Here is a 15,155-nt window from a genome sequence, read left to right as displayed (position 1 = left end):
GCGCGACTCTTCAGGCGCGCCATAGCGATGAAGTACACGGCCAATGCGGGATCCTCTTTGCTACCTCAACTTTCCGTACTCCTCTTTCGCCTGTTATCACCAATTGAGACCAGCGAGAATCGAAGTTAGAGTTATCGATAGCGCGACTCTTCAGGCGCGCCATAGCGATGAAGTACACGGCCAATGCGGGATCCTCTTTGCTACCTCAACTTTCCGTACTCCTCTTTCGCCTGTTGCAGGACAGGAACGTCGAGGTCCGCGTCTTTCCATAGGATCAGGAAGTCCTGGTAGGTCTCTTTGGCCTTGGGGATGTCACCCTCCAACACATAAGCGCGGCCGAGGCCAAGATGGGCAAGCGCACCGATGGGTTGATTCAGGACGAGGCCGCGATGGTCGAGGATCTTCTCGAACTCGGCGGCTGCTTCGCTACCCCGACGGGCAGCCAGATAGGCTTCACCACGCACAAAAGACTGGAAACATCGCGGTCCAATCCAGATCAATGGCTCTCGTTTCCCCAAGTTCATAAGGTGCGGCAATCCGTAGAACCTGAATGGCGCCAGAAGCATATCCTTTGTTGAGTGCAAGCCTTCCACGGAGGCTCGGCAGATAGTTGAACTGCACAATTGTGTCTTCCGGAAACCTCTTGTTCAAATCGTCGGCCAGCACCTTCGCTCGCGCGTCATCCTTGCTATAGGCAAACACGAGCGCAGCAAAATACTGCAGATCGCGGCCGCTCGAGAGCTTCAATGCCAAAGTGGCGCGTCGTCGCGCTTCGCCGGTGTTGCCGAACCAGACTTCTCTCAGTGCGGAGGTACCAGAGTAGAGTGCGGGCGCGTCCTTCTCTCCGGCGCGTTGGGCGCGGTCCATCGCGCGGCGGCTAAGCTCGCGGGCGTCTCTAAGGCGCCCTGAATAGGCGGCAGTATCGCCTTCCATACTCAACATCTGGTGCTCCCATTCGGTAGAGACACCTTTGCAACGTGTTGGACCATCGCCGCCCTATCGTTCTGCGCGAATGCCAGGAATACATGGCGGCATCGATGTAGGAGGTATGTAATTTGCGTTCAAGAGCCTGCGCGTAGGTAGCCTTCGCTTCATCGAAGCGATTTAGAGCGGTGTACGCACGAATACTGAAAGCGTTGGCGAGGGCAAAGTGAGGACGCAGACGAACTCCCTCGGTGGATTCTTCCACTGCTCTCTCATATTGTCCAACGACCGGCAAGACTGCTGCACCCAGGTATACCTGCGGCAGCTCTGAGCGCGGATAATCCTGGATCCGGAGATCGCAGGCTTCTATGGCCTCTGGATGTTACCGGTTACTCCTTTATGGTAGGTGGCAGTGTTCCAATACTTATCCGCCTCACTGGCCCGGTCGCGCAGTTCATAGGCCTTTGTGCGGTACTCCATTGAGAGGCCGGGTTCAAGACCAGTGGTTGCCTGGACGCCCAGGTAGGCGTACGCCACCGCAAAATTCGGGTCGAGTTCGACAGCATGTTTGAAAAACGGCGTCGCCGCTTCCGGCCCTTTTGTCCTCATTGCTTGCATGGCGGAGGTGTAAGCTTTCAGGGCATCAAGCGAGGGTGTCATCGCCTCCTCCAAAGGAGTGTCAAACTTCTGGATCGTGCTTAGAGACTCGCCCAGCTTATTCGGTATCTAGACGGACACCTTTCCAAGTGCATTAAGCACATGGTTCTCGTCACTCGCCTGTGCCTCCGTGCTCGCCAGCGTTTTTCCGCTCTCGCAGTTGACTGCCTTAAGGTTCAGAAGGTACTGAGTGCCAATCCTGTCAATCGAACCATCGAGCACCGCGGCGCTCGCCGTCCGTTGGCAGACCTCTCGCGCGATTGCCGATACCAGCTTTGCATCGGCGGGCTGGCCCATCAGACCGAGAGTCTGCTGGATCTTTTCGTCAGAGACAATGCTGAGAAAGGGGGACTGTTCCAGCTGGATGGAGAGCCCTTGCCGCAGCGTGCCGTCGAAGACCGGATCGCCGGTGGCGTTGGCGAAGTCCGCGAGCACCAGCACATCTTTGTCCGTGGGCGGTTTGGCGTGCGTGCGCTGCTGCCAAAGGAAGGTCCCGACGGCTGTCAGAATAACCGCGGCGATTGCAGCGATCCCGTACCTCAGCAGAGGGTTGTCTTTTGGGCTGACGGCAACCGGAGTTGCGTCCGTTTTCAAGAGCTCGGGATCTTCGCGCGGTGCGGCGATTTCATGAGCGGCTTGATAAGTGGCGTCTATCCGGTGCACTTCAGGAACAAGGAACCGATATCCTCGCTTTGGAATTGTCTCAATGTATCGGGGATCGTCGGCGTTATCGTCCAACGCCTCACTCAGCTTGCTCACTGCCACGCGGAGTCTGCCATCAAAATCAACGAACGTATCGCCCGGCCTGAGGCGGCTTCGAAGTTCCTCTCGGCTGATGACCTCTCCGGCGTTTTCGAGCAGCGCGACGAGGAGCCGATAGGGTTGCTCCTGTAGCCTTATGCGTCTCCCGTTCTTCAGGAGTTTCCCCGAGGTGGGTTTACCTCAAACGGACCGAATCCATAGACAATTCCGGGCTGTGTCCGCACACTTGGCACCCAAAATTATAGAGGACTGATCAGGAGTCGAGTCTACCATTGCGTGACGCCGGTTAACAGCCTTCCTTACTCACTTGAAACGCATGGGCTTAGCAGTTAACAAAGCCTTCACGACAAGTTGATTTGACCTTCAGGGTCGCGTGGGTTCTGACGCCCCTGCAACCGGTTGATCGCCCCTTGGTTCTAATAATCCGAGAGCAACACGTTAGACTAGGAACTCGCCCGGAAGTCAATTTATAGACGAGGTCAGCGCCTATGCTTATCCGATCCGCGTTCGACCTTCAATTTCATCTACCGAGCCCTTCGGTAGTCGTTGCTCTTCTGCATCTACATCCGTCGCTACACGAGCGACTTCGGTCCGCTGATGAACTGCTGGTTGAACACCTCGGTACGGGGTCTTTTGTCGGTGCCGAGCCACGAGTGGCCATTACACCGAGTGACTATACCGACTCCTTCGGAAATATCTGCTCACGCTTTGTTGCTCCAGCCGGTCACCTGCGAATCTCCGGAACAAGCCTGATTGAGTCGGAGAATCGTCCCGATAAGAGTTATCCCGATGCTCAACAGTCATCGATCGAGGACCTTCCGACCGAAGTCCTGCAGTTTCTGCTGCCCAGTCGCTACTGCGAGGTTGATCGCTTTGGCGGGATAGCTCATGACCTGTTTGGGTCCATACCAGCAGGCTGGGCGCGGGCCACGGCGATCCGCGATTGGGTTCACGAAAAGGTGATCTTTAACTACAACGCCGCGCGACCAACCAAGACCGCGATGGATGTCTTCACGGAGCGCGTAGGTGTGTGCCGAGACTTCCAACACCTTGCGGTAACGCTTTCACGATGCCAGAACATACCGGCTCGTTATGTGACTGGCTACATCGGGGACATTCAAAGACCCTCTAGCGGGCTCGGCGACTTCAGCGCGTGGTATCAGGTCTTTCTCGATGGACAGTGGATCGATCTAGATGCCCGCCATAACTATCCTCGCCTTGGCCGAATTTTGATGGCGACGGGAAGAGATGCGGCCGACGTAGCCATGACAACCAGCTTCGGCGCGGCAAACTTAACTTACTTCTATGTAGATTCCTGGGAGGTAGATGCAGTAGGAAAGAAAGTCCCACTTCCCAAACGTTCCCAGGCTGTGCCGACTCTAATGAACCGCAGCGAATCAAGTATGCCCACGCAGACCAACGGCACCCAGGCCTGTCCAATACAGACGCAAGCCGCTACCACCTAATACATTAGATTTGAGCAAGAGGCGGATCCTCTTACGACCGCACGAGGGTGAATGGGAACCAAAGTTCAGGTGCACCACAAATCACGGTACCACTATGAAAAGCCTGTATGGTTAGGACCACAGATCATTCAGCTGCGTCCTACCCCGCATTGCCGCACGCCCATTCTCAGTTACTCGTTGGAGATCGAGCCGACTGATAGCGTCTACTCCTGGCAGTTCGACCCACTGGCAAATCATGTAGCTCGGGTCGTCTTTTCCAGTCAAGCATCCGAGTTTATCGTCACGGTGGATCTGATTGCCGATATGACTCCGGTAAACCCGTTCGCCTTTCTCCTAGAACCTGAGGCCGAGAGGATACCTTTTAGCTACAGACCTGAGGTGGCGAGAGATCTGGAGCCATTTCTAGCGGTCGAGGCTGCCGGACCGCTTCTCAGAGAATTCGTGGGGAGCGTTCGCGGCCCGCAGCCGACCATCGTTTTCCTGCTCAAGCTGAACGAGCGGCTACGGAATGAGGTCGCGTATATAACGCGGCTTGAGCATGGGGTGCAAAGCTGCGAAGAAACTCTTTTAAGGAGTACGGGGTCGTGTCGCGACTCAAGCTGGCTCCTGGTACAAGTATGCCGTCAACTAGGTCTCGCAGCCCGCTTCGTCTCGGGATATCTCATTCAGTTGGCGGATCATGAAAGGTTCGCGGAAGAAGATGCCCGGAAGACCGACTCGGCAGATCTCCATGCCTGGGCTGAAGTCTATCTTCCAGGAGCAGGTTGGATTGGCTTGGACCCCACTTCAGGTCTGCTGACGTCAGAGGGACACATCCCCCTCGCTTGCAGCACCACGCCAGGCAATGCTGCGCCCGTACACGGTACCGTTGAGCCAGCCGGTGTAGAGTTTACTTACGAGGTGACAGTGCGCAGGATGGATGAGGCTCCAAGCCTGACTACCCCGTATAGCGAACACGATTGGAACGAGATACGAGAGCTGGCGTATCACGTCGATCGTGACTTGAAGGCCCAAGATGTGCGGCTCACTATGGGTGGCGAGCCAACCTTTGTCGGCATCGATGACGCAGAGAGCGCCCAGTGGAATGTTGAGGCGCTCGGCCGGCAAAAGCGTAGCGCAGGATTATCGCTGATTCGTTCCATCCGGCAGCGTACAGCGTTGGGTGCGCTGCTTCATTTTGGTCAAGGCAAATGGTATCCGGGTGAACCGATGCCACGTTGGGCGTTCCACTGTATCTCGCGCAAGGACGGTGTTCCGGTGTGGGAGAACGGCGACCTGTTCGCTTTAGAGAGCAAGAACGATGGCTATGGCAACCAGCAGGCCTATGAGTTTTTACAGGCGCTGAGTCGGCGTCTTGGAGCTGAACCGGGAAATATTCTGCCAGCGATAGAGGCTCGCTCCACACAGGAGGAACCGGCTGGCTTCGTTCTCCCATTGCGACGACGTCAGCCCGGCGGGCACCTGGCTTGGTCGAGCCAGCTCTGGTTCGCAAGACCGGCGACGTTCACTTTGTCGGTTGGCGACTCACCGATCGGCTACCGGATCCCTCTCGAAATGATGCCCTGGGTCGCACCCGATGTTCTTGAACACGAGCTTGGCGAGGATGGACAAGTGGCGCTACCGTCGGCAGCTGCGCGACGGCCGGAGATGTTCAGTCAGAATCCCAGGCCAGATCCACTACCGGCGATTGCAGAGGATGCGGTCTCGGCGCAGGAGCTTATTCGACCGTCGCTCTGCGTACAGGCTCGTGACGGGCGACTGCATGTCTTTCTGCCCTATGTCTCGGTGCTGGCAGACTATCTCGACTTGGTAGCGGCTGTAGAGGAGACAAGCCAATATCTGCAAAGGCCGGTATGGATCGAAGGTTATTCAGCGCCGCCAGACCTCCGGCTACAAATCTTCAGCCTCACGCCGGATCCAGGTGTGCTCGAAGTCAACATGCCACCCGCGTCGGAGTGGGATGAACTGGAGTCGCTTCACGAAGTGCTTGCCGAAGAGGCGCCGCGGCATCGTCTTATCGCAGGAAAATTTGGCTATGATGGAACGCATCTGGCGACCGGGGGCGGGAACCATATTACTCTGGGCGGCGCGACCATTGAGGATAGTCCCATCCTGCGGCGTCCGGACGTGCTGCGCAGCATGGTTTCCTTTTGGCAGAATCATCCGTCTCTTTCCTATCTCTTTGCAGGCATGTACGTGGGTCCTACAAGCCAGTACCCTCGCGTTGATGAAGCGCGGGTCGATGCGCTCTACGAACTCGAAGTGGCGTTTAGCCATCTTCCCGCAGGCGATTGTCCGCCGTCCATCGTGGATGGCCTATTCCGCAATCTGCTGGTTGACGTAACCGGCAACAGTCATCGCGCCGAGTTCTGCATCGATAAGCTTTACCCGCCGGAAGGTCAAGGTCTCCGGTTCGGGTTACTGGAGCTGCGTGCCTTTGAAATGCCTCCGCACTACCGCATGGGTCTTCTTCAGACACTGGTCGTGCGTGCACTCGTTGCGCTTTTCTGGAAGAAGCCTTTTACCGGAGAATTGCTACGTTGGGGGACTGCACTCCATGATCGTTTCATGCTGCCGCATTTTGTAGAGCGCGACTTCATCAATGTGCTCGACAACATTCGTGGCGGGAACTTTCCCTTCGTTAATAAGTGGTTCGCCTCACACTTCGAATTTCGCTTTCCGAAGATCGGCGAGATCAAAGTCGATGGAGTGCGACTTGAACTGAGGCAGGCTCTGGAGCCGTGGAATGTGCTGGCGGAGGAGACTACGTCCGGAGGGACAGGCAGAAGTGTAGATTCTTCCCTCGAACGGATACAGGTGAAAATCAGTGGTTTCACCGTGGCATCAAGGTACGCCGTCACATGCAATGATCGAAGCGTGCCTCTCCATCCATCCGGAATCCCAGATGAGGCTATTGCGGGTATCCGATATCGAGCGCGCCGATTGTCTACCGCGCTGCACCCAACCATTCCGGTCCACACTCCTCTTACCTTCGATCTGATCGACACATGGAAGGAACGCTCCGTGGGGCGCTGCGTCTACTATGCAAGTCAGCCTGATGGGACACTGCACACCACTCGCCCTGCCGATGCAGCGGAGGCAAGGGAGCGTCGCTTGAGGCGCTTCGTCATCACCACTCCACCTAACCACATCGTACCTACACCTCCATCGGAGAACAACCCGGTCTTCCCGATGACTCTCGACCTCCGCTGGCCTGCGCCTTTAAATCATCCACGCATCTCTGGTCTGAATTCGGCGGAGGAAAGTCAACCATGATTGGAGATCTCTACCAGTCACCACTGCGATATGGCGGGGCCTACGAAGAATCCTCCGTGGATGGTATCACTCCCCGCCCCCATTGGGCGGGGCTCATGGCGTCTCTGCAATCGATCGGGCCAAACGAGTTGGCCTTCCGTTGGACTCAGGCAGAACAGCGGATCCGCGAGAACGGGATCACTTACAACATGTACGGCGATCCGTTAGGCGCTCATCGTCCCTGGAAGATTGATCTTGTTCCGCTGTTGATTCCCGACGAGGAGTGGCGCTTTATAGAAGCTGGTATCATCCAACGCGCGGAACTTCTGAACCTGGTCCTCGAAGATCTTTATCATTCGCAGACCTTGCTCAAGGACGGCCTTCTTCCCGCCGCGCTACTCTTTGCGAACCCCGCATTTCTGCGACCGTTGGTTGGAGTTAAAGTTCCACGTAACAGTTATCTGCACATGCTGGCTTTTGATCTCGCGCGATCTCCTGACGGGAAGTGGTGGGTGTTGGCGAATCGCACCCAGGCGCCTTCCGGCAGCGGCTACGCCTTAGAAAATCGATTGATCGTATCCGAACTGCTTCCCGAGCTCTTCCGCACCTCCAACGTTCAAAGGCTTGCGCCGTTCTTCCGTGCACAGCGGGATGCGCTCGCGCAATTGTCTGAACAAAGTAACCCTCGAATAGTTCTGTTGACGCCTGGTCCCCACAACGAGACCTACTTTGAGCATTCCTACCTCGCCAAATATCTCGGCTTCACCCTTGTGGAAGGAGCAGACCTCACGGTCCGAGACCGGTGTGTCTTCATCAAGACTGTTGGCGGCCTTGAGAAAGTAGACGTCATCTTGCGTCGCGTTGACGATGATTTCTGTGATCCGCTGGAGTTGCGTGGTGATTCGCTGCTTGGAGTTTCTGGCCTTGTAGAAGCCGTCGTCGCGGGCAACGTCAAGGTGGCGAATGCGCTTGGCAGCGGGGTCATCGAATCAGCTGCTCTTATGCCATTTCTTCCTGGTCTGGCCGGACACCTCCTTGGGGAGGAACTCAAACTGCCCTCGGTTGCGACCTGGTGGTGCGGGCAGGAGCATGCTCTGAACTGGGTCACTGACAACCTGCAATCAGTTGTCGTCAAGCCAGCGTTCTCTTCAGTCGGAATGGAGCCGGTATTCGGTTCAGAGCTGACGGCGTCCGACCGTGAGAAGTTTCTAGAGCGCTTACGCACCAGTCCGCATGAATTTGTCGCACAAGAACAGGTTCAACTTTCGACCGCACCCGTATGGGAGAATGAATCCCTACATTCCCGCAGCGTAGTCTTGCGCACCTATGTCGTGAACACCGGAACCGGCTGGTTGGCGTTTCCAGGGGGTCTGGTGCGTGTCGCCGAAGCTCAAGGCTCAGTAGTTTCCATGCAGCGGGGAGGTCACAGCAAGGACGCGTGGGTACTCTCCGACAGGCCAGTCGATACCTTCAGCTTGCTGCCCCCGCGCAATGAGCTTTTGCAACTGCGCCGCGCGTCGCTGGTAGTCCCCAGCAGTGTGGCCGACAATACCTTCTGGCTGGGCCGCTACGTGGAGCGAGCTGAAAATCAGGCGCGGATCCTTCGCTCCCTTATTCCGAGGATTCATCTTGCAGAGGATGCAGAATTGGTAAGTCTCACGTGCCTCACTGCTTGCCTTGGGACGCGCTCTGCTCGGATTGCCGACCGTAGGCGCGGACGACTTAGCTTCAACGCATTGCGGAGAGAGCTGCTTTCGTTGCTGACCGATCATAAACGGACCGATAGTTTAGCCGCCACCCTGGCGGAGGTATCCCGCATCGCGGACAGCGTGAGCGAGCGTCTTTCAGGAGACATGATGATGCTGCTCGGTCATTTGCGTGATTCGGTCAAGTCTCAAAAAGGTACGTTTTTGACTAGCTACACTCCGATGTTGACCAAGTGCCTGGAACTCCTTTCGGCGTTTTCGGGGATGGAGCGGGAAAACATCAATCGCGGTTCCGGGTGGCTCTTTTTAAGTCTTGGACGCCGTCTTGAGCGGGCGATCTACCTGACACGTGAACTGCGCCACATCACTAAGCCCCTGGCGGTCGAGAACTGGGCTTATCTCGAACGGTTGCTGGAGGTTGCCGATAGTACGGTGACTTATCGCACGCGTTATTATGCGATGTTGCAGCCACTTGCCGTCCTCGACATTCTGATGGCGGACGAGACAAACCCTCGCTCTTTGGATTTTCAACTAGGCCATTTAACCGACCTTTACGCTAAACTGCCGCGACATCTCCCGGCAGATCTGCAGGCAATGCAGGACGCCGTGGGCTCTTTAAGGCGGATTGACCTTCAGGGTATGACGAATCGCCTCAACGAGCCGAGCTCTTACCCGGTTGATAGATATGAGGAAGTCGAACAGTTTCTGGCTCGGCTCGAGAACCTGCTTCCGTCATGGTCAAACAATCTTTCCAGCCACTATTTCAGTCATGCGCGTACGCTGCCGATCACCATGGGGAACGATTGAATTGATTTACAACGTCAGCCATCGGACGACGTATCGTTACACTTCCCCCGTGTCTGTCGGGGAGCACGTGGCGTGTCTGAAGCCTCGATCCTTCTCGCAAAATCGACTGGTACGCAACACGCTGCGCATTCATCCCACGCCTTCTACCCTGACTGAGCGTGCGGATTATTTTGGAAACATCCTTTCTTTCTTCACGGTGGAGGAACCTCATAGCGAGCTGACCGTTGAGGCAAGGAGCCAGGTCGACGTCGATAGGCAACCCTCGTCGTCCGCAAGTCTCTCGCGCCCGTGGGAAGAGTCCGCAAGGCCTCTCGCAGAAGATCACACTGACGAAGGACTGGCCGCGTACCAGTTCCAATTTGCATCTCCCCGCATCCGTCTCAACCAGAACTTTGCAGCGTATGCGCTCGAGTCGTTCACTCCCGGACGTCCTATGCGGGGTGCACTCATGGAGCTGACCTCGCGAATTCACTCCGAATTCCGCTTCGACTCGAAGGTGACCAACGTCCGCACTCCAGCAGAGGAAGTATTCAAAAAGCGCCAGGGAGTCTGCCAGGATTTCGCGCACGTGCAGATAGCTTGTCTGCGCTCAATAAATGTGGCGGCTCGTTATGTGAGTGGTTATCTGCGGACATATCCGCCACCCGGCAAGTCGCGCATGGTGGGCGCAGATGCATCCCACGCTTGGATCTCTGCCTACAGCCGGGACGAAGGGTGGCTTGATGCGGACCCCACAAATAATGTGGCTCCAACGGATGGCCATGTCACTCTGGCCTGGGGTAGAGACTACGGCGACGTCAGTCCTCTCCGCGGTCTTATCTTGGGCGGAGGCGGAAACGCTCTCAAAGTCGAGGTCGATATTGAACCGCTCACTTTTGAGCAAGTTGCGGCTTCGTTTCTGTAAGTCGGAGAAGTTACCGTGAATTTGTAGCCTTTTTTTCGCGAAGGTTAATCAAATGAGCTGCAAAGAGACCATGGGAGTGGGAGACTTATACTGCACCCTGGCGAAGCGACTCGGAGTTCTCACGTCGGCCGCTGACAATCCAGTATTCGTATGAAACATTTGGAGAGATTCTGTGCAGCGTGACTATGCGATCGATGTGAACCCTGTTTTGAAAGACAGCAAATATCCCACGGTACGATTTGTGACCACAGATAGAACTACGGGGGGAACAACAACCGTTGGTGGCGGAGAGATTACGGAACGGGCCCTTCGCTACTCTCTAAGACTTGAGAAGCTCTTACGAACAGACCAACTTGCGCACATCGAACAGCATCTTGACCGACAAGTTCCTTTCACCATATTTCTCACAATTGACGAAGAAAAGATGAAGGAAGCAAGACTCATCGACTAGATCGCTTTTTTCCATCGCATACAGGCTTCTCGCTCTAGATTCTAGCTTGACTACAAATCGCCAATCCGCTCATCGAGGAAAGATAGGTACCGATAGGTCGGCTCCTCGGAAGTGATCTGTGAGGAGACAAGAGGGCTGCAATTTCCCAACAGACTCGTTCCACTTTCTACACTTTACCCTTTTTGCCCGCCTGCGACGCCTGGCGTGCAGCGTGCAGTGAAGACAGTTTGTGCCATTGGCTCAGAGGAACAACTTACGAGCGGGTAACAAATCTGTCGCACCTTAGAGTGTTTGATTGACTGCCCTGTCCAGAAACGCGTCCTTGGCGGCGCGGCTCAGATTGACGCGTATATCTTTAGCGTGGCGTAATGCGAACGCAGGCGGTGAAGTTGGAGCGGTGATCGCTAAAAAGTCCGCGCGCTCCACATCTTCGAGAACGAATGCGGGCCGCCCATCCGTTGCCATAGGAGCGATCTCAACATGGCTCATCTCAAGGTGGAGCAGGTGTCGCAGGAAAAATCCATGCGCTGGCATGGGACCGAATACACCCGGATCCGGATATTTGTCCACCCCCTCAGGCGGCGTGATCTTTGCCTGCTCGGCGCTAATCCCGCCCTTGTGCTGCATGTAGAAGTTCGCGATTTTGATGTCTTCTATCGGGTAGCCCGGAATCCCCGAGAGGATGTTGCCGATGCTCGCGTCTGAGTTATAGGACACGATGTTAGAGACCAGGATACGACGTAGCGTGCCCACTCTCGTTGAATCTTTCGGTCCACGAAGTCGTGCACCGAGGCGAAAGAACAAAGGCCCGTAGATCAGGTTCCGCATGCTGATGTTGGAGATGGTAATGTCTTCGCACAAAGCTCCATCTTCACTCTCAAGCGAAAGGCTGTTGCAACCCTCAAAGACGCAGTTTGTGATCGTGATGTTCTTAAATCCACCGTTCGACTCGGTACCGCATTTGATACGGCCGGTCCGATAGATGTTCTCGCTCGACGGGAAGATCTTGTAGCTTCCGTCGAGTACACTGCCTAACTGGTAGTAGCCGGTGACGGTGCACCCTGTGATAGTGACGTTTTCCGTCGCTCGTGCATAGCCGAGCGCATAGCTCGACTTAGGGCAGATGCCGTCATCCCAGGGCGAGTTCACCGTGCAGTTCGAAACGTGTACGTTCTTGCAACAATCTAGATCGATTCCGTCGCGATCGGTGTCGATGGTTAGGTTGTCGACGGTCAGATTGTCCACGCCGGTAAGCAACAGGCCGAAGTGGCCGCCCTTGAGGATACTGAAATCGCGAAAAATGACATTGCGGCAATTCTTTAGTGCGATGGCCTTGTTGCCAACGCCATTTTGTTCTGCTTCGTAGATCGGGTAATCGCCACGACGTTCACCCTTGATCCATCCGCCGAACGAAAGTCCTTTGCCGTAGATGAGTCCGGGACCACTGATTCCGACGTCATGGAGGCCCTCTCCCCAGATCAGTGAATTGTGCCAATGGTTATGGCCGTAGTCCTGGCAGGCGTCGTAAGCGGTCTTCGGTTCTGCCACATCGTACGCTCCTCCCATCTCACCTGTCGTCTGACCTGGTAATGGGGAACCGGCGGCGAGGATGGTTGCGCCCTGCGAGATATATAGATGCACCCGGCTGCGGAGGCGTATGGAAAAACAGAGATAGGTCCCAGCTGGAAATACGACCGTCCCGCCACCAGCAGCGGCTGCGGCGTCAATCGCTGCGTTAATGCCCGGGGAATCCAAGCTTCTGCCCGATCCGGTCGCTCCATGAACCCGTACGTCGAAAAACAAAGGAGTCATCACAGGACTGGCTGTGTTGGCTTGGCCAAACACCGAATTGTCGGTGAGACCGGCGAGGGCAAACGGAGCGAATTTGAGGATGCTGCGGCGTTGGTTATTCATTCGAGTAAGCTTATCAAGCCTGGAAGAAAGAGAACCTCGCTTCATACGAGCGCGCACCGCAGGCAAAGGACACCATTCCGGTAGCATCGTTCGGGCAGATTCTGTTGGTACGCGAGTGCCATCTAACAGGCACCCGCGTTGCTGTGGTTTGAGTCTTCAATACGGGAATTTGAGGAGACACAGCGAGTTGGGCCTGTCGGCCTCCGCAAGTTAGCAAATGAAGGTAAAACTCCATTCTTCCAGAGATCTGTACATCGCGCGAGTTCGAAGTCGTTCCGTTTCCATATATCAAAATTCGAAGAAGTTAGTGAGTTTCCAAAGTTCGATCCTAACGAATGTTGGTTGAACGCATTGAAGGCTGTATGCCGAGCTTGAAGTTGAGCCGTTCGTATACCGTTGTCGACTTCATCAACGAGAAATCAGTGTTCGTATATCGACCTGAGACGGAGCGATTACAGCACGCCGGCATCCAATAAAACATGAGTTCACCAGATCTTCCCTCAATGGCGCTACCTGACACGTCCAACTCCGACAGTCACGCCGTCCGTCTCGGCTTCGATAACACCTATTCGAGATTACCGGAGCGCTTCTACGCCCGGGTAAATCCAACACCGGTAGCGACCCCGCGCCTCGTGAAGCTGAATCTGGAACTGGCCCGTAGCCTTGAGCTCGACCCGGACGCGCTGGCGAGTGAACAAGGAGTGCAAATCCTGGCAGGCAACCGGGTCGCCGATGGGTCCGAACCCCTAGCGCTCGCCTATGCCGGGCACCAGTTCGGATACTTCGTACCGCAGCTCGGCGACGGCCGTGCCAACTTGCTAGGGGAGGTGATGGGGCGTGATGGCGTGCGCTACGACATCCAGCTCAAGGGCTCCGGTCCGACTCCCTTCTCCCGCCGTGGCGACGGCAGAGCCGCACTCGGTCCGGTCCTGCGCGAATACATCGTGAGTGAAGCAATGGCGGCGCTGGGCGTGCCGACCACCCGTGCCCTGGCCGCGGTCACCACTGGCGAACAGGTGTTTCGCGAAACGGTCTTGCCCGGAGCCGTTCTGACCCGAGTCGCGGCGAGTCATCTCCGTGTGGGTACCTTCCAGTACTTCGCCGCTCAGGGTGACACGGAAGGGATACGCAGGCTGGCGGACTATGCAATCGCCCGGCACTATCCTGAGGCCGCAGGTAAGAAGCGGCCGTATCGGGCATTGCTGGATGGCGTAATCGCTCGGCAGGCGCATCTGGTCGCACAATGGATGCTCTTCGGCTTCATCCACGGCGTGATGAATACCGACAACACCGCCATCTCGGGCGAAACAATCGATTACGGCCCTTGTGCCTTCATGGAAGCATACGAGCCAGACAAGGTGTTCAGCTCCATCGATCATCAGGGACGGTACGCCTATAGCAACCAACCCCGCGCCGCACTCTGGAACCTGACGCGTCTTGCCGAAACTCTGCTGCCCATCCTGGAATTCGAAGAGGGTAGCGAATCGACCGCGATCGCCTCGGCTAACCAGGCGCTCGCTGCCTTCGATTCCACCTTCGCAGCCGCTCGCGCCTCCGGCTTGCGTCGCAAGCTTGGCCTCTTCACGGAACGCCATGGTGATGCAGCGCTGGTCGAGGACTTGCTGCAGCGCATGGCCACTAACGGCGCCGACTTCACCTTGACCCTCCGCCGGTTGTGCGATGCCGTGGCCGGATCACAAGGAGACGAGGAAGTACGCAACCAGTTCGCTGACGCAGGGGCTTACGACCTATGGGCTTTCGAATGGCGCCGACGCCTGGAGGAAGAGCCCGTATCCGCAGAGGCGCGCGCTACTGCCATGCGGTTGGTAAATCCGGCGTACATCCCACGGAACCATGTGGTAGAGGCGGCACTAGACGCCGCCGTCGAGCTCCGGGACTTCCAGCCATTCGAGGACTTGCTGAAGATCGTGTCACGTCCCTATCAGGAAAGGCCGGGCTTGGAACGGTATGTCACGCCAGCCAGCCCGGAAGAATGTGTCCGACAGACTTTCTGCGGCACCTAAGCAGTCGGGCCACGATAGGTCAACCGATTCGAAGCTTGAACTCTCCAAAAACCTTTCTCGAAGCTCACGTCACTGTCCGTTACGGATGACATCAGTGTTCGTGAGGGTTGAGGGCTCGACTGCTTTAATCAGAAACCATCGTGACCAACCTTTGTTCATCACTGATCGACCTTCGGGCGCACAAATTGTTCTCGATGAGTGCATTGGCCTTCCATGAGAAGGCCGGTCCGTGTCAAGGGCATGTAGTTGGGCAAGTCATACTATTTTCGCCTTTCGCGAATCTGG

General features: G+C 56.2%; 12 protein-coding genes and 1 pseudogene. 6 read left to right on the top strand and 7 right to left on the bottom strand.

Features of this window, described 5'->3' with window-relative positions; translation table 11 throughout:
• Window positions 1-200 precede the first annotated feature (200 nt).
• The 6 genes and pseudogenes from HDF14_RS25820 to HDF14_RS27085 form a co-directional block, all read right to left on the bottom strand.
• Window positions 201-464, bottom strand: a complete 264-nt coding sequence (locus HDF14_RS25820) for a tetratricopeptide repeat protein (RefSeq protein WP_183981641.1) — start codon at window positions 462-464, stop codon at window positions 201-203.
• Window positions 454-942: a hypothetical protein gene (locus HDF14_RS25815; protein ID WP_183981640.1), complete on the bottom strand. Its 489-nt coding sequence runs from the start codon at window positions 940-942 to the stop codon at window positions 454-456. The genes HDF14_RS25820 and HDF14_RS25815 overlap by 11 nt, the downstream gene beginning before the upstream one ends.
• Window positions 896-1,219: a tetratricopeptide repeat protein gene (locus HDF14_RS27815; protein ID WP_406707280.1), complete on the bottom strand. Its 324-nt coding sequence runs from the start codon at window positions 1,217-1,219 to the stop codon at window positions 896-898. Before HDF14_RS27815 ends, HDF14_RS25815 begins: the two co-directional genes overlap by 47 nt.
• A gap of 71 nt (window positions 1,220-1,290) precedes the next feature.
• Window positions 1,291-1,584, bottom strand: a complete 294-nt coding sequence (locus tag HDF14_RS25810) for a hypothetical protein (protein WP_183981639.1) — start codon at window positions 1,582-1,584, stop codon at window positions 1,291-1,293.
• Between the two features lie 66 nt (window positions 1,585-1,650).
• Window positions 1,651-2,175, bottom strand: a complete 525-nt coding sequence (locus HDF14_RS27090; RefSeq protein WP_260698618.1) for a hypothetical protein — start codon at window positions 2,173-2,175, stop codon at window positions 1,651-1,653.
• A 141-nt stretch (window positions 2,176-2,316) separates the two neighbouring features.
• Window positions 2,317-2,442, bottom strand: a pseudogene (locus HDF14_RS27085) (hypothetical protein); the annotation flags it as partial.
• A gap of 389 nt (window positions 2,443-2,831) precedes the next feature.
• Here HDF14_RS27085 and HDF14_RS25800 point away from each other — a divergent pair.
• The 5 genes from HDF14_RS25800 to HDF14_RS25780 all read left to right on the top strand — a co-directional run bounded on the left by HDF14_RS25800 (window position 2,832) and on the right by HDF14_RS25780 (window position 10,932).
• Complete coding sequence (locus HDF14_RS25800) at window positions 2,832-3,809, top strand: transglutaminase-like domain-containing protein (protein ID WP_183981638.1); 978 nt, start codon at window positions 2,832-2,834, stop codon at window positions 3,807-3,809.
• A gap of 51 nt (window positions 3,810-3,860) precedes the next feature.
• Window positions 3,861-7,085, top strand: a complete 3,225-nt coding sequence (locus HDF14_RS25795) for a transglutaminase family protein (protein WP_183981637.1) — start codon at window positions 3,861-3,863, stop codon at window positions 7,083-7,085.
• The gene (locus tag HDF14_RS25790; protein WP_183981636.1) at window positions 7,082-9,577 is read left to right on the top strand and encodes a circularly permuted type 2 ATP-grasp protein; all 2,496 of its coding nucleotides are present in this window, start codon (window positions 7,082-7,084) and stop codon (window positions 9,575-9,577) included. The genes HDF14_RS25795 and HDF14_RS25790 overlap by 4 nt, the downstream gene beginning before the upstream one ends.
• Window positions 9,540-10,481, top strand: a complete 942-nt coding sequence (locus tag HDF14_RS25785; protein WP_260698617.1) for a transglutaminase family protein — start codon at window positions 9,540-9,542, stop codon at window positions 10,479-10,481. Before HDF14_RS25790 ends, HDF14_RS25785 begins: the two co-directional genes overlap by 38 nt.
• Before the next feature lie 172 nt (window positions 10,482-10,653).
• On the top strand, window positions 10,654-10,932 hold the full coding sequence (locus HDF14_RS25780; protein WP_183981634.1) for a hypothetical protein: 279 nt from the start codon (window positions 10,654-10,656) through the stop codon (window positions 10,930-10,932).
• Window positions 10,933-11,214: 282 nt separating this feature from the next.
• Here HDF14_RS25780 and HDF14_RS25775 read toward each other — a convergent pair whose 3' ends face one another.
• Window positions 11,215-12,846, bottom strand: a complete 1,632-nt coding sequence (locus HDF14_RS25775) for a rhamnogalacturonidase (RefSeq protein WP_183981633.1) — start codon at window positions 12,844-12,846, stop codon at window positions 11,215-11,217.
• Between the two features lie 503 nt (window positions 12,847-13,349).
• Here HDF14_RS25775 and HDF14_RS25770 point away from each other — a divergent pair.
• Window positions 13,350-14,870 (top strand): protein adenylyltransferase SelO, encoded by a 1,521-nt coding sequence (locus tag HDF14_RS25770; RefSeq protein WP_260698616.1) that lies wholly within the window; start codon window positions 13,350-13,352, stop codon window positions 14,868-14,870.
• Window positions 14,871-15,155: the final 285 nt, after the last annotated feature.

Source organism: Tunturiibacter gelidiferens (assembly GCF_014201335.1).
GTDB classification, from domain to species: domain Bacteria; phylum Acidobacteriota; class Terriglobia; order Terriglobales; family Acidobacteriaceae; genus Edaphobacter; species Edaphobacter lichenicola_E.
Note: the sequence above shows the minus strand (reverse complement) of the source record. Positions and strands in the feature narration are given on the sequence as shown.